The organism is Halosimplex pelagicum (assembly GCF_013415905.1).
GTDB classification, from domain to species: domain Archaea; phylum Halobacteriota; class Halobacteria; order Halobacteriales; family Haloarculaceae; genus Halosimplex; species Halosimplex pelagicum.
In genome coordinates this window covers 5,183,174-5,199,031 of sequence record NZ_CP058909.1, presented here as the reverse complement: position 1 = coordinate 5,199,031, position 15,858 = coordinate 5,183,174, and the positions used below count along the sequence as shown (strand labels likewise).

Annotated in this window: 14 protein-coding genes and 2 tRNA genes; 8 read left to right on the top strand and 8 right to left on the bottom strand. The window is 70.4% G+C overall.

What is annotated here, in order from left to right; genetic code table 11:
* The first annotated feature begins 65 nt into the window (after nucleotides 1-65).
* Entirely contained in the window at nucleotides 66-701 is a 636-nt protein-coding gene (locus tag HZS54_RS26000) for an IS6 family transposase (protein ID WP_179918090.1), read from the top strand.
* A gap of 56 nt (nucleotides 702-757) precedes the next feature.
* Complete coding sequence (locus tag HZS54_RS25995) at nucleotides 758-994, top strand: hypothetical protein (RefSeq protein ID WP_179919937.1); 237 nt, start codon at nucleotides 758-760, stop codon at nucleotides 992-994.
* A gap of 54 nt (nucleotides 995-1,048) precedes the next feature.
* On the opposite strand, the gene HZS54_RS25990 is transcribed toward HZS54_RS25995, so the two are convergent.
* The gene (locus HZS54_RS25990) at nucleotides 1,049-4,366 is read right to left on the bottom strand and encodes a bacterio-opsin activator domain-containing protein (RefSeq protein ID WP_179919936.1); all 3,318 of its coding nucleotides are present in this window, start codon (nucleotides 4,364-4,366) and stop codon (nucleotides 1,049-1,051) included.
* 294 nt (nucleotides 4,367-4,660) lie between these two features.
* A tRNA-Gly gene (locus HZS54_RS25985) sits at nucleotides 4,661-4,731 on the bottom strand.
* 121 nt (nucleotides 4,732-4,852) lie between these two features.
* On the opposite strand from HZS54_RS25985, the gene HZS54_RS25980 reads away from it, so the two are divergent.
* Entirely contained in the window at nucleotides 4,853-5,686 is an 834-nt protein-coding gene (locus HZS54_RS25980) for an NAD+ synthase (protein WP_179919935.1), read from the top strand.
* Between the two features lie 31 nt (nucleotides 5,687-5,717).
* Here the strand turns inward: HZS54_RS25980 and HZS54_RS25975 are convergent, their stop codons facing one another.
* Together HZS54_RS25975 and HZS54_RS25970 are read right to left on the bottom strand one after the other, a co-directional pair.
* Nucleotides 5,718-6,428, bottom strand: coding sequence for a thioredoxin-like domain-containing protein (locus HZS54_RS25975; protein ID WP_179919934.1), 711 nt, complete (start codon nucleotides 6,426-6,428; stop codon nucleotides 5,718-5,720).
* Between the two features lie 87 nt (nucleotides 6,429-6,515).
* The gene (locus tag HZS54_RS25970) at nucleotides 6,516-7,196 is read right to left on the bottom strand and encodes an enoyl-CoA hydratase/isomerase family protein (RefSeq protein WP_179919933.1); all 681 of its coding nucleotides are present in this window, start codon (nucleotides 7,194-7,196) and stop codon (nucleotides 6,516-6,518) included.
* A 129-nt stretch (nucleotides 7,197-7,325) separates the two neighbouring features.
* Here HZS54_RS25970 and HZS54_RS26390 point away from each other — a divergent pair, with 129 nt between their 5' ends.
* Together HZS54_RS26390 and HZS54_RS25960 are read left to right on the top strand one after the other, a co-directional pair.
* Nucleotides 7,326-8,120, top strand: coding sequence for a DUF7114 family protein (locus tag HZS54_RS26390; protein WP_246391742.1), 795 nt, complete (start codon nucleotides 7,326-7,328; stop codon nucleotides 8,118-8,120).
* Nucleotides 8,121-8,219: 99 nt separating this feature from the next.
* Nucleotides 8,220-8,291: transfer RNA gene (locus HZS54_RS25960), tRNA-Thr, on the top strand.
* A gap of 231 nt (nucleotides 8,292-8,522) precedes the next feature.
* On the opposite strand, the gene HZS54_RS25955 is transcribed toward HZS54_RS25960, so the two are convergent.
* Nucleotides 8,523-8,885, bottom strand: a complete 363-nt coding sequence (locus tag HZS54_RS25955; RefSeq protein WP_179919932.1) for a DUF2892 domain-containing protein — start codon at nucleotides 8,883-8,885, stop codon at nucleotides 8,523-8,525.
* A 167-nt stretch (nucleotides 8,886-9,052) separates the two neighbouring features.
* Here HZS54_RS25955 and HZS54_RS25950 point away from each other — a divergent pair, with 167 nt between their 5' ends.
* Nucleotides 9,053-10,669, top strand: a complete 1,617-nt coding sequence (locus HZS54_RS25950; RefSeq protein WP_179919931.1) for a long-chain-fatty-acid--CoA ligase — start codon at nucleotides 9,053-9,055, stop codon at nucleotides 10,667-10,669.
* A gap of 32 nt (nucleotides 10,670-10,701) precedes the next feature.
* Here HZS54_RS25950 and HZS54_RS26115 read toward each other — a convergent pair whose 3' ends face one another.
* Nucleotides 10,702-12,003 (bottom strand): DUF6199 family natural product biosynthesis protein, encoded by a 1,302-nt coding sequence (locus tag HZS54_RS26115; RefSeq protein ID WP_218927107.1) that lies wholly within the window; start codon nucleotides 12,001-12,003, stop codon nucleotides 10,702-10,704.
* Between the two features lie 274 nt (nucleotides 12,004-12,277).
* On the opposite strand from HZS54_RS26115, the gene HZS54_RS25940 reads away from it, so the two are divergent.
* Nucleotides 12,278-13,735, top strand: a complete 1,458-nt coding sequence (locus HZS54_RS25940) for a sulfatase family protein (RefSeq protein ID WP_179919930.1) — start codon at nucleotides 12,278-12,280, stop codon at nucleotides 13,733-13,735.
* Nucleotides 13,736-13,808: 73 nt separating this feature from the next.
* Nucleotides 13,809-13,934 carry a hypothetical protein gene (locus HZS54_RS26555; RefSeq protein ID WP_281377729.1) on the top strand — a complete coding sequence of 42 codons (126 nt, stop codon included), beginning with the start codon at nucleotides 13,809-13,811 and terminating at the stop codon, nucleotides 13,932-13,934.
* Between the two features lie 43 nt (nucleotides 13,935-13,977).
* Here HZS54_RS26555 and HZS54_RS25935 read toward each other — a convergent pair whose 3' ends face one another.
* Nucleotides 13,978-14,664, bottom strand: coding sequence for an RraA family protein (locus tag HZS54_RS25935; protein WP_179919929.1), 687 nt, complete (start codon nucleotides 14,662-14,664; stop codon nucleotides 13,978-13,980).
* Between the two features lie 123 nt (nucleotides 14,665-14,787).
* Nucleotides 14,788-15,714 carry an LLM class oxidoreductase gene (locus HZS54_RS25930; protein ID WP_179919928.1) on the bottom strand — a complete coding sequence of 309 codons (927 nt, stop codon included), beginning with the start codon at nucleotides 15,712-15,714 and terminating at the stop codon, nucleotides 14,788-14,790.
* Between the last annotated feature and the right edge of the window lie 144 nt (nucleotides 15,715-15,858).

Genomic DNA, 15,858 nt, shown 5'->3' with positions numbered 1-15,858 from the left:
CGCGACTTCGGTCGGTCGTGTTTAGTTAAGCGTGAAAGGTGAGGCGGTGTGATTTCTTGGTGCCTATGCCAGAAATCGCCCGCCTCACCGGTCATAGAGACTGGATAGATTTGGATTTTGTGGAGCGCGAGCGGACACCCGAGCCGGCGATGGCGCTCGGTATTCAATCGCACGTTGCGGGACTGTCGCTGTCGAATACCGTCGAATTGCTCGACTGTCTGGGTGTCCAACGCAGTCGGAAGGCAGTCCACGATTGGGTGCAGAAAGCCGATCTACAGCCCGAATCTGGTCGATCTCCGAATCAAGTCGCGCTTGACGAGACGGTGATTCGGATCAACGATCAGCAGTTCTGGCTGTACGCCGCCGCTGATCCAGCGACGAATGAACTGCTTCACGTCCGCCTCTTTTCAACGACGACGACCGCTCTGACCGAGATCTTCCTGCGCGAACTGCGTCAAAAACACGATGTCGAAACTGCGGTCTTTCTCGTTGATGGGGCTCAACACCTCCAAACCGCACTGCAACGAGCTGGACTCCGATTTCAGATGCGTCGCCACGGAAATCGGAACGCTGTCGAACGGATCTTTCGAGAGCTCAAGCGCCGAACCTCCTCATTTTCAAACTGCTTCAGCCACGTTGAACCGAAAACAGCTGAAAATTGGTTGCAGAGTTTCGCTCGCTGGCACAATGCTGCTAACTAAACACTACCCTTCGGTCGCGCAGAAGACTTATCCCTGGAGAATCATTTCCGGGGCGTATGGACGGAGCCGGCGGAGAAGACACGGGGGAGACGGTACACGGATCGAAAGCCACCGGCGCGAGCGCCCCGGACGCGGTCACCAAGAGCGAAGCGGCCAGTCGACCCGAAGAGGCCGAGGAGGTGTCGGGGATCACCGGCTCGTCGGTCGTCAGGACCGTCGTCACCTTCCTCGCCGGGCTCGGCGTGTTCTTCGCGCTGCTGTACGCGCTTTCGATCGTCCTGAACTCGTACTGAACGGTCCCCGTTCGGGCCGAGCGAGCAGCGAACGGATGTGGGTCGGCGCCGCTCCTACCGCCCGGAGTGCGGATCGAACAGTTCGTCGAACACCTTCCGTTGCGCTGCGCGGAGGTGCTGGTGGTAGGTGGGTCGGGAGATGTCCATCGACCCCGCGAGGTCGTCGCCGTCGACGTCGCGGGGCCACTCGAAGAACCCGCCGAGGTAGGCGGTGCGGATGGCGGTCTCCTGGCGGTCGGTGAACCGGTCGGTGACGGCCTCGCGGAACTCCTGACGGGTGCGGACCGGGCGCTCGTGTTCGTGGTAGCCGACGAGGTCGGTGCCGCGGTAGCGGTCGGAGACGAGTTCGAACAGCTCCCGGGCCTCGGCCTCGTAGGGGAGTTCGATGGTGTAGCGGACGAGGCCGTCCTCGGCGACGACCGAGCGGGTGACCGCGCCGTGGTCGGCCAGCGACTCGACGAGCGAGTCGTCGACGACCGCCTCGAACAGCACGTCGCCGTCGTGGTCGGCGATGATACTCGACGCCGCGACGCCGTCGTCGCCCGCCAGGGTCGACTCGATCTCCTCGGCGTCGGCGCCGCTGGCGGCGACGTACAGCCGGACGCTCCCGTCGGACTCGTGGACCGACCCCGTGAGTTCGTAGGTCGCGTCGGTCCGTCCGGAGAGGCGGTTGAACAGGAGGTCGTCGTCACGGACGGTGAACTCCAGTTCGACGACCCGGTCCGTCGAGAGGATGCGGCCGCTCTCGATGGCGTTGACGGCGTTGGCGACGGCCCGCCCGAGCGCGTCGAGGACGACCTGCTCGCGGTCGGCGAAGGCGTCCGCTTCCGGGGCGTAGACGCAGAGGACGCCGTAGCTGGCGTCCTTGTAGGTGAGCGGGACGGCGATCAGCGAGCCCAGGCCGGCGTCGCGGGCGGCCGCGTGGACGCTCCCGTCGGGCGCGTCGGCCAGGTCGTCGACGATGTGGATGGCCTCGTCGTCGAGCGCGAGCGCGGCGGGGTCGGCGGCGTCGCGGGCGGCCGAGCGGTCCAGCGACAGGTCCGCGACGGCGTCGGCGAGTTCGGGCACGTCGCCCGCCCAGGCGGCGGCTTCCAGGCGCTCGGCGGCCAGGTCGGGACGGCCGATCCAGGCGAAGGCGTAGGGGTCGGTGGCGACGAGCTGCTCGACGACGCCGGCTTCGAGCTCCTCCCGGGTGCCAGCCTGAACGAGCACCTCGACGGTGTTCTCGATGAGGCCGTTGATCCGGTCGACGAGCGTGTCGACCCGCTCGCGGGCCTCGCGGACCTCCTGCTCGCGCTTGGCGCGGTTAGCCGCGGCGGCGGCGCTGGTCGCAAGCAGTTGCGCGGCCTGCCGATCCGTGTTCGAGAAGGCGTCGACCGTCTCGGCGCCGATGCTGATGGTGCCGTGGACGCCCATCGGGATGTGCAGCGCCGAGCGGACGATGTCGTGGGGGTGGTCGTCGTCGAGGGTCGCGGTGTCTTCGACGACGACCATCTTCCCGTCGACGAACGCCCGGCCGGGGCCGCCCTCGTCCACGTCGTAGGTCGGGGTCTCGACGCCGCGCTCGGCGACGGCGCCGGTCGTCCCCGCGGGTTCGAGGCGGTCGGTCTCGCGGTCGAACAGGCGGACGGTGTTCAGCTCGAACCCGAGCACCTCGGCGACCGCCTGGGCGGCCATCTCGGCGACCTCCCCGCGGTCGCGGGCCTGCATGAGCGACCGCGAGGAGGTGACCAGTTCCGACAGCATCTCCCGGTGGGCCTTCTGTTCGGTCACGTCGCGGACGACGCCGACGACGCCGCGGGCCGCGCCCTCGTCGCCGGTCAGGGCCGTCAGGCCGTCCTCGCAGGGGACCGGCGGGCCGCGCTTGCGCTGGACGACCGACTCGACGGTCCGCTCGGTCGCCTCGCCGGAGAGCAGCGCGTCGACGGCCGCCGCGGTCGCGTCGTCGTCTTTGACGACCGAGACGTGCTCGCCGACGAGTTCGTCTGCGTCGTAGCCGGTGATCCGGCTCATCGCGGGGTTGACGAACGTGAACCGGCCCTCGTCGTCGAGTTCGTAGACGCCGTCGTCGACCGAGCGGACGATGGTCTCGTAGCGGCCCAGGTCCTGTTCGCGCTCGCGCCGTTCGAGCTCGTAGCTGACCCACTCGATGAGCAGTTCGATGAACGTCTCCTCGGCGTCGGAGAAGGGCGCCTCGCGGGCGTCGTCGGCGCCGAAACAGAGCGTCCCGTACAGCTCGCCGTCGACCAGTAGCTTCCCGCCGAGGTAACACTCCATCCCGTGGCGCTCGTAGGCGGGGTCGTCGTCCCACCCCTCCCCGGCGGCGTGTTCGAGCGCGAGCAGCCCGTCGGTCTCGACGGTCCGCCGGCAGTAGCTCTCCGCGACGGGCTGGCGGGTCCCGGGTTCGACGCCCGCATCCCCGTTGGCGGCGACGACGGTCTGGGTGTCCCCGTCGATCCTGGTCATGTACCCCAGCGGCAGGTCGAGCCGCTCGCACCCGACCGCCAGCGCCCGCTCCAACTTCTCGTCGAACGACCGGTCGCGCGAGGAGGCCAGCCGCTGGAGGTCCCGAAGCGCTCGCTCGTTGCGCTCCAGCTCCGCCTTCGTCCGCTTTTGCTCGGTCACGTCGCGGACGTACACCGACAGCCCGTCGGCGGCCGGGAACACCGACACCTCCAGCCAGCTGTCCTCGGGCTCGTAGCGGGTCTCGAAGGTTCGGACCGCCTGACTCGACAGCGCCGCGCGGTACTCCCGCTCGAAGACGCTCCCCTCGATGTCGGGGAACGCCTCCCAGACGACCTCGCCGACGGCGGCGTCGGCCGGCTTTCCCAACGCCTCGGCCGCCGGCCCGTTGAGGTAGGTGATCCGCCAGTCGTCGTCGATCCCCATGACCGCGGCGTCGACGCGTTCGAGGACCCGCTCGGCGTTCGCCTCGGGCGGCGTCGCCCGGAGCGCGTCCGCGGCCTCGCCGCTCCCGTCCGCCGCCGTGCGGTCCGCGGGACTGCTGTCGGGTTCGTCCGCCAGCAACCGCCCGACCCGCCGCGCGAGGACGCTCCCGTCCCCCTCGCCCGCTCGCACGAAGTCCGCGACGCCGGCGTCGAAGGCCGCTTCCGGCGGGAGATCCCCGTCCGCGACGACCACGACGGGCGTCCCGTCCGGCCCGCCGGCGCGCTCGATGAGGGCGGCCAGTCCATCGCCCGTCGCCGGGCCGACCCAGACGAGGCAGTCTGCCCCGTCGGGTTCGACCCCGGCGGGGTCCGCCGCGGTCGCCGCGGCGGCGGTCACTCCGTCGACCGCCGCGAGGTCGTCGGCGACCGCCCGGGCGTCGCCGCCCGGCCGACCGGCTACCAGAATCTCGTCACACTCAGCCATTGGCGCCGTCTTTCGCTCGGAGCGGCTTAAACCCAAGTATCAGCGAAGCTCCCCGGGTACGGTACGGAAGCGGTAGCTGTGCGGTGCGGAGGCGGTGGCTGTGCGGTGCGGAGGCGGTGGCTGTACGGTGCGGGGGCGGTGCGGTGCGGGGGCGGTGGCACGATCAGTCGTACCGGACGCGAGGGAGCGGAGCGACCGAGTCGTCCGGCCTTTTTCACCCATGTTTTTGCCGGAGGGGTTCCCCGCAGCGAGCCTCCGGCTCGCGAGGAAACCCCTCCGGCAAAAAGATGGCAGTGCGCCGTCCGGGAATTGAACCCGGGCTATTAGCTTGGGAAGCTAATGTCCTACCACTGGACCAACGGCGCTCCCGTCGGGTGGAAGTGGCAGTCCCGATCACTTGAACGTAGCGCTTCGGTCGAGTGGACGGACGGTCACCGATCCGGGTCGACGCGAGGGTATTAGTCGCACTCGCGCCAATCGTTCCGTATGGCTACGACCGAGGAACTCGTCCGAGCGACCGACCCGCTCGACATGACCCTCTCGACCGACGAACTGGAGAGCCACCGCGAGCACATCACCGAGTTCGTTCGCGCCCAGTACGAGGCGGCGGGCGCCGACCGCGTGGTGATGGGGCTGTCGGGCGGGATCGACAGCACGCTCACCTCGCATCTGGTCGTCGAGGCCGTCGGCGCCGAGAACGTCCACGCGCTGGTGATGCCCAGCGAAGTGAACCGGGAGTCGAACATGAGCGACGCCGAGCGGGTGGCGAGCGAACTGCTGGACGTGGAGTACGACGTGGTGGAGATCACGCCCATCGCCGACGCCTTCCTCGACGCCTACCCCGAGGCCGACGAGGACCGGATGGCGACCGGAAACCTCTACGTGCGCATCCGGGCGGTGCTGAACTACCTGGTCGCCAACACCGAGGGCGGGCTGGTCGTGGGGACCGGCAACCGGACCGAGGCGCTGGTGGGCTACTTCACGAAGTACGGCGACGGCGCGGTGGACTGTCACCCGATCGCGAACCTCTACAAACAGCAGGTGCGCCAGCTGGCTCGTCACGTCGGCGTGCCCGACGACCTGGCCGCGAAGGAGGCCAGCGCCGGCATGTGGGTCGACCAGACCGACGAGGGGGAACTCGGGATGGACTACGACACGCTCGACTCGGTCCTGGCGCTGCACGTCGACGGGCCGCTGTCGGTCTCGGCGACGGCCGACCAGATCGGCGTCGACGCCGAAACCGTCGAGAAAGTCCGCGGGCTGTACGAGGGCAGCGAACACAAGCGGGCGGCGCCGCCGGGGCCCGAGCCGCTGTACTGAGTCGGGAGAAGTCGTCGCTTCTGTCCGAGCGCTATCGAACCGGGTTCTCGGGGCCGCGGCCGAGGTACTCGGCGGTGAACGCGCGGACCGTGCTGTCGTCGTACTCGTCCATCGTCAGCCGCTTGGTCCACGCGGTGAGGACGTACGCCGACTCGGGGTCGTCGTTGGGGTTCGGGACGGCGATGAAGTGCCGGAAGTTCTCGCTCTGGTTGGTCGCCCAGCCGCGGAGGCGCTCCTCGGCTTCGGGGGTCAGCTCGGCCGGGTCGTAGTAGACGACGACGGCGCCGTGTTCGAGCGAGTGGACGAGCGACTCCAGAGGCGGTTGCTCGCTGTAGAAGCCGGCCGTCTCCCACGTGCCGCCCCAGTGGGTGCCGCTGGTCGGCGGGACGCGCTCGTAGTCGATCTCCGTGCCCTGTGGCTCGTGGGCCCGGCCGTTCGACTCCTCGGTCTGGACCTGCGAGATGACCGACTGGTCGCCGCTGTCGGGCAGGCCGCTCGCGGCGGCGGTCCCGCCCGACCCGCCCATGAGGAAGGTGACGTAGACCACCAGCCCGCCCGCGAGCGCGAGCAGGCCGACGAGGATGGCGGGGCCGACCGGGAAGCCGCCGTCGCCGTCGGAGTTTCGTTCGGCGACTCGCCGTCTATCGATCGAGCCCAGTTCCCCCTCGTGTTCGTCGGCGAGGTGGTCGAGATAGGCGTCCTCGCCGTCGAACGTCGCCCCGCAGTAGTCGCAGTCCGGCATTAGCCGTCTATGAGAGGTCACCGCTCTCGAAGGTTTCGGTTGTGGCAGCCCCTCGCCTGCCGTTCGACCGCCCCCTCCGGGAGTCGCCTACCGCTCGAAGTCGGCGTGGAGGTCGGCGAACGCCTCGGCCTCGCGGCGCTCCCGCTCGGCGCGGTCGCCGTCGTCGCGCAGACGTTCCTTGATCGTCCGGAGCGCCGCCGGGTCGTTGGCGGCGATCCCGTCGGCGACCGTCCGCGGGTCGTCGACGATGCGTGAGACGAGTCCCGTCCGGAGCGCCTCCTCGGCGTCGACGACCCGCCCCGAGAGCGCGATGTCCATCGCGTCGCCGAGGCCAACGACCTCCGGCAGGCGGACGGTCCCGCCCCACGCGCCCAGCAGGCCGATGGCCGCGCCCGACTCGGCGAAGGTCGCCTCGGGCGTCGCAACGCGCACGTCGCAGGCCAGTGCGAGTTCGACGCCGCCGCCCCGGGCCGCGCCGTCGACCCCCGCGACGACGACCGACTCGCTCTCGGCGATGGTGGTCGCGACGCGCTGGCCGCGGCGAGCGAACGCCTCGGCGGCCTCGCGGTCCCCCAGCTCGGCGACCGCGTCGAGGTCGGCGCCGGCGCAGAAGGTCGAGCCGGCGCCCCGGAGGAGGACGACGGGCGCGTCGGCGCCGTCGACGGCGGATTCGAGGTCGTCGAGGGCCGCCGGCGTGAGCGCGTTGCGGCGGTCGGGGCGGTCGAGCGTGACGACGCACACGTCGCCGTCGGAGTCGGTCTCGATCACGGGCGGGCCTCCGTCCCGGTATCGAACCGGTCCGGGGCCGACGGATCGGCCGTCGCAGGCGTCGGCATGGGTGTTCGTCGGTAAGTCGTTTCCAAAGGTCTTTGCCCTTCCCACCGCTAGCCGACGCCAATGGAGGAAGCCGCGGCGGTCCGCGGGGCCGCGCTGGAGGCCGTGGGCGACGTCGAACCCGACCGCCTCCGCGAGCGGATCCGCGAACGCCTCGAAGACGGGTCGATGGCACCCGGTGTGCTGACGGTGTTGAGCGCCCGCGCAGTCTCCGCCGGCTCGGCGGACGGGCCGTCGGTCGACATCGACGCCCCGTCGGTCGATACCGACGCTATCGCCGACCGCGGGGCCGGCGTCCAGCTCATCTACGAGGGGTTGCGCCTCACCCGCTCGCTCTCCCGGGACCCGCCGTGGGAGCGCGACGGCGCCATCGCCGGCGACCGCGAGGGCGAGCGCACCGACGGAGGCCCGCAGGGCGGGAGTTCCCCGGAGAGCGACCGTGCGGAACGGACCGACGGCGGCGACGTGGCGGTGACCGACGGCGTGGCCGCCGGCCCGACCGCGACCGCGGACGCCGACGGCGGGGACATGGACATCCTCGTCGCCGACGTGATGGTCGCCCGCGGGTTCTACCTGCTCGCTCGCACCGAGGCCGCCGGCGAGGCCGTCGCCGTCGTCCGCGCGTTCGGCGGCGACCAGACCCGCCGGCGGACCACCGGCGACGACCGCCTCGACGCCAACCTGGAGGCCGACGTGTTCGAACTCGCCGCCGTCGCGGGCACCACCGCGGCCGGCGGGTCGGTCACCGAGTCCCTGCGCAGCCACGTGGGGACGCTCGGTCGCACGGACGGCCCGCTCCCGCTCGCGGAGTCGCTGTTCTCCGACGGGACGCCGGCGGCGCTCGCCGAGCGGATCTGAGCGGTCGCCGTGCCGTCCCCCGACTTACCGTGTGGCTCGACCGCACAGCGGGGGTGAGATCGAAACGACTAAAGACGAATCGCGGCAACTCGGAAACGCGCCTGGGTAGCTTAGAGGTAAAGCGCGTCCTTGGTAAGGACGAGAGCCCGGGTTCAAATCCCGGCCTAGGCTCTCCCCGTTTCTCTCGAACCCGTGTCGACATTCAGGCGTGGCCTACGTCGTTCCATAGCGTCCCGTCGGCCGTCGACTCGGCAGCCGTACACGTCCGCTCTCGGCGCCGGCGTCGAACGAATCGACCAGTGCTCTCACCGCCGAGCCTGGGGATCACCGAGACCGTCTCGAACCGCGAGATCCGCGGCTGTCGACCGGAGACGCCGAGCTCGAAGAAGGGGAGTCAGCGGCTCACGCCGTCGCTTCGAGGCAGCTCTCGTGGACGGTCTCGTCGTCCTCGTTGGGGACGCGGATCTGGCCGGCGACGATGGGCTCGCCGCAAGCCGCACAGCGGAGATGGTCGCTCTCGGTCGCGTCCGATTCGACCTCGTCGCTCTCCGCCGTGTCGATCTCGAACTCCTCGGCGAGCGGTTCGGTCACGCCGTCGGCGTCGCTCGTCGCGCTGTAGCCGAGCGCCGCGGCGCCGGCGCCCGCGAGGGCGCCGCGCAGGCGTTTGCCCTTCCGAAGCGACCACAGCGCGGCCACGCCGAGGCCGGCGGCGAGAACCAGGCGTGCGATACGGCCGTTGCCGTCCTCCGACTGCGTCGAGTCCATACGCCCACAACGAACTCCGACCCCTTGTACTCGCCGCCTCCCACCCGCGTCGAACGGGCGAGGGCCACCGGTACACGGCTCGACCGCCGCGCCTCGACCCCGATCTTACACAATCGAACATCCACTTTATGTGGTGTCCGTCCGATAGCTCCGGGCGAGGCGATACCATGCACAAGCCACTGCTGGTGACGGACTTCCTCGACCGCGCGCGGCGCCACTACGGCGACGACGAGGCGGTCGTGGCGACGACAGGCGAACGGTTCACCTACGCGGAGCTGGGCGACCGGGTCGACCGCTTCTCGGCGGCGCTGGCCGAGCGCGGTATCGAGAAGGGCGACCGCGTCGCGGTGCTGGACCCCAACACCCACTACCACCTCGAAGCCGCCTACGGGACGATGGGACTCGGCGCCGTCCACACGCCGCTGAACTACCGGCTGACGCCCGACGACTTCGAATACATTCTGAACGATGCGGCGGTCGACGCTATCTACGCCGACCGGGAGTACGCCGGAAAGATCGAGCCGATCCGCGACGAGGTGCCGACGGAGACGTTCGTGACCAACGGCGCGGACGCGGTCGCCGGTGACTGGGAGGACTTCGACGCACTCGTCGACGCCGCCGGTCCGGAGCCGGACGTGGACCGCCCCGAGATGAGCGAGGACGACGTGATCACGATCAACTACACCTCGGGGACGACGGGCGACCCGAAGGGCGTGATGCGGACCCACCGGACGGAGACGCTGCACGCCTACCTGGTCTCGGTCCACCAGGAGATCCGCGACGACGACACCTACCTGTGGACCCTGCCGATGTTCCACGTCAACGGCTGGGGCCACATCTACGCGATCACCGGGATGGGCGCTACACACGTCTGCACCCGCGGGGTCGACGCCGAGCGGATCTTCGAGGCCGTCGCCGCCGAGGACGTGTCCTATCTCTGCTGTGCCCCGACCGTCCTCAACCGACTGATCGACCACTACGAGGACGCCGGGCCCGCGACGACGGGAGCCGCCGCCGTGCGCGTCGCGACCGCCGGCAGCGCGCCGCCCGAGGCGACTATCCGCACCGTCGAGGACGAGTTCGGCTGGTATCTCAAACACGTCTACGGCGCGACCGAGACCGGGCCGCTGATCACCACCTCCGACGCCCGCCGGCACTTCGACGACGACAGCGCCGACCGCTTCGCCGTCAAGAAGCGCCAGGGGCTCGGCTATCTCGGTACCGAGGTCCGGGTCGTCGACGAGGACGGCGCGGACGTGCCCCGGGACGACGAGACCATCGGCGAGGTCGTCGTCCGCGGCAATCAGGTGATGGAGGGCTACTGGAACAAACCCGAGGCCACCGAGGCGGCCTTCTCCGAACGGGTCGAGGGGTACTACCACACCGGCGATCTGGCGACGGTCGACGACGAGGGGATGATCGCCATCCAGGACCGGAAGAAGGACATCATCGTCTCCGGCGGGGAGAACATCTCGACGATCGAGCTGGAGGACGCGCTGTTCGAGCACGAGGCCGTCGCGGACGTGGCCGTGATCCCCGCGCCGAGCGACGAGTGGGGCGAGGCGCCGAAGGCGTTCGTCGTCCCCGCCGACGAGCCCGACGACCCCGACGCGCTCGAAGACGACCTGACCTCGTTCACCCGCGAGCGACTGGCGAGCTACAAGACGGTCAGGCGGGTCGAGTTCGTCGACGATCTGCCGACGACGGCGACCGGGAAGGTCCAGAAGTACGAACTGCGCGAGCGCGAGTGGGCCGACGAGGATCGGATGGTCGGCGAGGGGTGAGGGGTGCGCGATCGGCCGTCGCGCCCCGGGGATCAGAGGACCCCGGCGACGATCAGGCCGAGCCCCAACAGGAGGAAACAGGCGGAGAGGAGCTTCGTGAACGTGACGTTCCACTCGGCGGGTTCGACCTCCGAGGCGGGCGTCGTGCTGCCGATGGCGTCCATCTGCTCGTTGAACCGCGCGAGCGGGCGAGCGTACCGGACGCCGAGGCCGCCGAAGACGGCGAACAGGAACCCGAGGAAGATCGATCCCTCGCCGTACAGCTCGGACGACTCCTCGCTCCCGTCGTCGAACCCGGATCCCGGCTCGTGTCCGTCCGGAATCCCGGGGAACGGGTCCTCGGTCGGCGTGGGGGTGTCGTCGCCACCGACCGCGGGCGACTCGGCCGTCGGCGTCACTCGGTCACTGACACCCACCGCGAGCCCGTCGAGGAACGCCCGGCCGTCGACCCGCACGCGCCACTCCGTCTCGGGGACCGACTCGAACGTCGCGTCCCACTTCTCGTCCCACACTCGGTCGGACCCCCAGAGGGCGACGCGCACGTCGCCGTCGGCGGTCCGGGCGACCGCGAACTCGAAGAACCGGCCCGACGGGAGCGCGACCCGTTCGGTCCGGTTCCCGACCGCGACGACCACCTCGGTCGAGAAGTCCGGGCCGCGGTTCTCGATGGCGAGCGTCGGTCCCGCGACGGTCGCCGTCGCGGTGGCGGCAGTCGAGGTGCGGGCGGCCGTGGCGTCGGCGGTCGAGGTATCGGCGGCCGAGACCTCGCTGTCCGCGTCGACCAGTCGGAGCGAGCCGTTCGCTCCGAGGTCGACCGCGCCGGTGACGACCCCGCGGGAGGCGTCGACGGTCGTCCCCGACAGCGTCGCGCGTTCGCCCGCGGCGACGAACAGCGAACAGTCCCCCTCGGCGCCGACGCGCGCGATCCGGCCGCCCGTCCACCGGTCGAGAGAGTCGGTCGACAGGTGGTCGACGAAGTCGACCGTCCAGCCGGACGGCAACACTCGCGGGTCGTACTCGTCGTCGCGACACGGCCGCGGCGTCGCAGTCGCGGTGGCGGGCGTTTCGGCGGCCGTCGCGGACGCCGCAGTCGCGGTCCCGGACGCTACGGTCGCGGTTCCGGACGCCACGGTCGCACTTTCGGGTGTCGCGGTCGCGGTCCCGGACGCCGTAGTCGCGGTCGCGAACGCCGACCGGTCCGCTCCGTCGGCTGACGCGCCGGCCGACGCCGTGACGGTCGCCGCGGCGGCGACCACCGCGACGGTCGCGGCGACGACGAGGAGGCAGGCGGTCGCGTATCTGACGAGTGCTGTGCGGGGTGGAGGGCTAATCACGCGACCCGGTATTCGTGTGAAATACTTACCACCTTCGGACGGGCCGCTATCGTCGACCGGACCGCGAGGCTCGCGGCGACTCGGTGCCTGCGTAAGCCGGTCTTACCGGACATGGCGCCCGCGTGAGTGCGATCGAGGCCGAGCGGCGGCCCCGCGGTCGACCACCGGTAAGCCGTCGGTACCGAGCGCGGTCGTCAGCGGCAGCGAAACGGTCCCAACCGCCGGAAGTAGGCGGCCAATTGCTATCGGTGCGGCCTCCCAAGCCCGGGCGACAATGGCCGCACAGCCGAACGTCGTCGTCGTCGTCGCCGACACGACGCGAGTCGACGACGCCTACGACTCGCAGGTCGCGCCGACGCTCGCAGAGCTCGCAACTTCGGGGACGAGGGCCACGCAGGCCGTCTCGGCGGCCCCGTGGACGCTCCCCTCCCACGCCTCGCTGCTGACCGGTGCGCCGCCCTCGGAACACGGCGCCCACGCCGACCACGAGCGCCTCGACGACCGACTGCCCGTCCTGCCCGAACCGTTCCGGGCCGCCGGCTACGACACCGTCTGCGTCTCGAACAACACCTGGCTCAGCGCCGAGTCGGGCTTCGACCGGGGCTTCGAGGAGTTCCGCCAGATGTGGCAGCTCGTCCAGTCGGACAACGCCCTGAGCGAGCTCGTCGACGAGACCGAGGAGAGCCGCGCCCGCCTCGTCGCCCGGAAGCTCTTCGACGGGAACCCGGTCGTCAACGCCGCCAACACGCTGTATCGGCAGTTCGTCCGCGACCGCTCGGACGACGGGGCCGAGCGCTCGACGAACTGGATCGCCGACTGGGTGACCGAGCGGTCGAGCGACGACCCCTTCTTCCTGCTGGTCAACTACCTCGAACCGCACCTGGAGTACCGCCCGCCCCGCGAGACGACCGAGCGCCACCTCCCCGAGGGAGCCACCTACGAGGAGGCGATGGACGTGCCCCAGGAGCCCTGGGAGTACCTCGCCGGCGACCTGGACCTCTCGGAGCGCGACCTCGGGCTCCTCCGGGCGCTGTACCGCGGCGAGATCACCTACTTCGACGAGCAACTGGCCGCGATCCGGACCGCCCTGCAGGCCGCCGGGGAGTGGGAGGACACGGTCCTGGTCGTCACCGCCGACCACGGCGAGAACGTCGGCGACCACGGCATGATGGACCACCAGTACTGCCTCTACGACACGCTCGTCCGGGTGCCGCTCGTCCTCCACGGCGGCGCGTTCACCGGCGGCTCGGATCTGGAGGACCTCGTGAGCCTGATGGACCTCCCGCCGACGCTGCTGGACGCCGCCGACATCGACGCCCCCGAGGCTCGCGAGCGGTTCCACGGCACCTCCTTCCACCCCGACGCCGGGACTCCCGCTCGGGAATTCGTCGTCAGCGAGTACATGGCTCCCCAGCCGTCGATGGCCGCGCTCGAACGCAACCTCGGACGGGTGCCCGAGGACCTCCGGACCTACGACCGGTCGCTGCGAGCCATCAGGACCGACGACCACAAGCTCGTCCGCGGCTCCGACGGCTCCGAACGCCTCTACGACCTCGACGCCGACCCGGGTGAGGCGACCGACGTGTCCGACGCTCACCCCGACCTCGTCGCCGACCTGACCGACGCGCTCGACGACTGGCTCGACTCCGTCGACGCCGCCGGCGAGCGTGGGTCGGTCTCCATCGGCGCCGAGCGAAAGGCGCGGCTCGAACAGCTGGGGTACCTCCAGTGAGCGCCCGTGCCCGCTTCGAACGCTCCCCGGTCGACCCAAGCCGTATCCGTCGGGAAACGAAGGACGAAAGGAGATGAGACTCTCCACGAAGATCCTCGCGGTCGGCGCGCTCGTGTTCGTGCTCCCCGTTCCCGGGACATTCATCCTGGGCGGGCTGATCCTGCTGGCCGGCGCCGCGGCGCGGGTGTTCGACCTGTGAGCGCTGCGATGTCCGACCGGCCCGTCGCGAGGACACCCCGGCGCTACAGCGTCCCGTAGCGGTCCCACACCTCGTAGACGCTGTCGCCGTTCCGGATGTCCCGCCGGACGTTGTTCTCCTGTTCGAGTTCCTCCTCGCCGCGTTCGAGCACCTCGTCGACGATGTCGGGGTCGACGACGGCGATCGACTGGTAGTCGGCGAAGATCACGTCACCGGGCGCGATGGTCACGTCGTGGACCTCGACGGGCACGTCCCACTCGCGGAAACTGACGCGGCCGAACGACTCGATTGCGCTGTGGCCGTCCGACCAGACGGGGAACTCGTGGTCCTCGATCATCGTCGAGTCCCGCGTCGGGCCGTCGATGAGCGCCCCCGTCGCGCCGTTCTCCTGAACGATGGTCGAGAGCAGTTCGCCCCACAGGCCCACCTCGGTGTCCTTCGGCGCCGCCATGACGACGAAGTCGCCCTCCTCGGTCGCTTCGAGGTACTGGAAGAAGTCGATGTCCTCGGCGTCGCGGTCCTCGTCGTCGTCGTCGCCGCCCTCCTCGTAGCCGATGTCGACGCGCTGGGCGGTGTGGGCGGTGCCGACGGTCGGTTCCTTCGACCAGACGGGGCGGATGCGGGTGCCGGGGATGACGTTGTCGTCGATGCCCATCTCGTCGGTGATGTCGTTGATGAGCGCGCTGTGGAGGTTCTCCAGCCGGTCTCGCTTCTCGGGTGTGAGCGTCATGGCGGTTCTATCCCAGGGACTCGATACGCGGGAAAAAGGGTGTCCGTAGCGGCAGACTGGACCGGGGCGACCGGCGTGCGGAGCCGGCCGGTCGCCGCTCGCCCTCAGTCTCGGCGCCCGCACTCAGATTTCCGCCAGCACGTCGTCGGCGAACTGGTCGAGGACCGCCCGCACGTCGCGGCCGGGGTCGGTTTGGCGGACGTTCACAATCACGTGGTCCACGCCCGCGTCGCGCAGGTCCCGCACGTGCTCGCGGAGCCAGTCCGTCCCCGCGGCGTACCCCTGGTGGATGCGCTCCGGGCCGGCGGTCGGGTCCTCCGCGAGCGCGACGTGTAACACCTGCACGTACGGTTTCTCGCCCGCGACCGCGCGCCAGTCGTCGACCTGCTCGGCCACGTCCTCGGCGGTGCGCTGGTAGTACACCCAGCCGTCGCCGCGCTCGCCGATCCACTCCAGCGACTGGCCGGCGTGACCGGTCACCAGCAGCGGCAGCGTCTCCGTCGTCGGCTTCGGCAGGAGATCCATCGACCCGTCGAGCGTCCCGAAGGGGGTCTCGATCTCGGGGTACTCCTCGGCCCAGACCGTCCGCAGGGTCCGGACGCTCTCCCGGAACAGTTCGCCGGCGTCGTCCTCGTCGACGCCGAAGGCGGGGTACTCCGGCGGCCGGTCGCCGCTGGCGACCCCGAGGACGAGCCGCCCGTCCGACAGCCGGTCGACCGACGCCGCGGCCTTGGCGACGTGCAGCGGGTGGCGCAGCGGGAGGACGATACTGCCCGTCGCAAGCGCCACGTCGTCGGTGTTCGCCGCGATATGCGAGAGGAACACCCAGGGGTCGTACACCTGGCCGGCGTCGTCGAACCGCGGCCAGAACAGCGGCACGTCGCGGAACCACAGCGCGTCGAAGCCCAGCTCCTCGGCGTAGGCGGCCAGGTCGGTCTGCTCGCCCAGCGGCGGGACCGGCCCGTCGGCGGTCGTGATCGGGAAGAACAGCCCGACGGAGAACTCGTCGTCGAACAGCCGACGATATCCGCGGTTCGCGTGGTCGGTCATCGCCCGTCAGTTGGGCGGACCGCGTGGAGAAACTCCCGGTCCCGATCCTGGTCCCGGTCCCGGCCCCGACCCAGGCGCGCGAGCGACCCGGGACCCCCTGTCGATGCCGGCCCACAGTTCTTGCACGGCGGTCCCCGAACCCCC

Excerpts from the sequence above, each read along its gene's own strand:
- HZS54_RS26000 (WP_179918090.1), top strand. The coding sequence starts at position 66 with ATGCCAGAAATCGCCCGCCTCACCGGTCATAGAGACTGGATAGATTTG.
- HZS54_RS25995 (WP_179919937.1), top strand. The coding sequence starts at position 758 with ATGGACGGAGCCGGCGGAGAAGACACGGGGGAGACGGTACACGGATCG.
- HZS54_RS25990 (WP_179919936.1), bottom strand. The coding sequence starts at position 4,366 with ATGGCTGAGTGTGACGAGATTCTGGTAGCCGGTCGGCCGGGCGGCGAC.
- HZS54_RS25980 (WP_179919935.1), top strand. The coding sequence starts at position 4,853 with ATGGCTACGACCGAGGAACTCGTCCGAGCGACCGACCCGCTCGACATG.
- HZS54_RS25975 (WP_179919934.1), bottom strand. The coding sequence starts at position 6,428 with ATGCCGGACTGCGACTACTGCGGGGCGACGTTCGACGGCGAGGACGCC.
- HZS54_RS26390 (WP_246391742.1), top strand. The coding sequence starts at position 7,326 with ATGGAGGAAGCCGCGGCGGTCCGCGGGGCCGCGCTGGAGGCCGTGGGC.
- HZS54_RS25955 (WP_179919932.1), bottom strand. The coding sequence starts at position 8,885 with ATGGACTCGACGCAGTCGGAGGACGGCAACGGCCGTATCGCACGCCTG.
- HZS54_RS25950 (WP_179919931.1), top strand. The coding sequence starts at position 9,053 with ATGCACAAGCCACTGCTGGTGACGGACTTCCTCGACCGCGCGCGGCGC.
- HZS54_RS25940 (WP_179919930.1), top strand. The coding sequence starts at position 12,278 with ATGGCCGCACAGCCGAACGTCGTCGTCGTCGTCGCCGACACGACGCGA.
- HZS54_RS26555 (WP_281377729.1), top strand. The coding sequence starts at position 13,809 with ATGAGACTCTCCACGAAGATCCTCGCGGTCGGCGCGCTCGTGTTCGTG.
- HZS54_RS25935 (WP_179919929.1), bottom strand. The coding sequence starts at position 14,664 with ATGACGCTCACACCCGAGAAGCGAGACCGGCTGGAGAACCTCCACAGC.
- HZS54_RS25930 (WP_179919928.1), bottom strand. The coding sequence starts at position 15,714 with ATGACCGACCACGCGAACCGCGGATATCGTCGGCTGTTCGACGACGAG.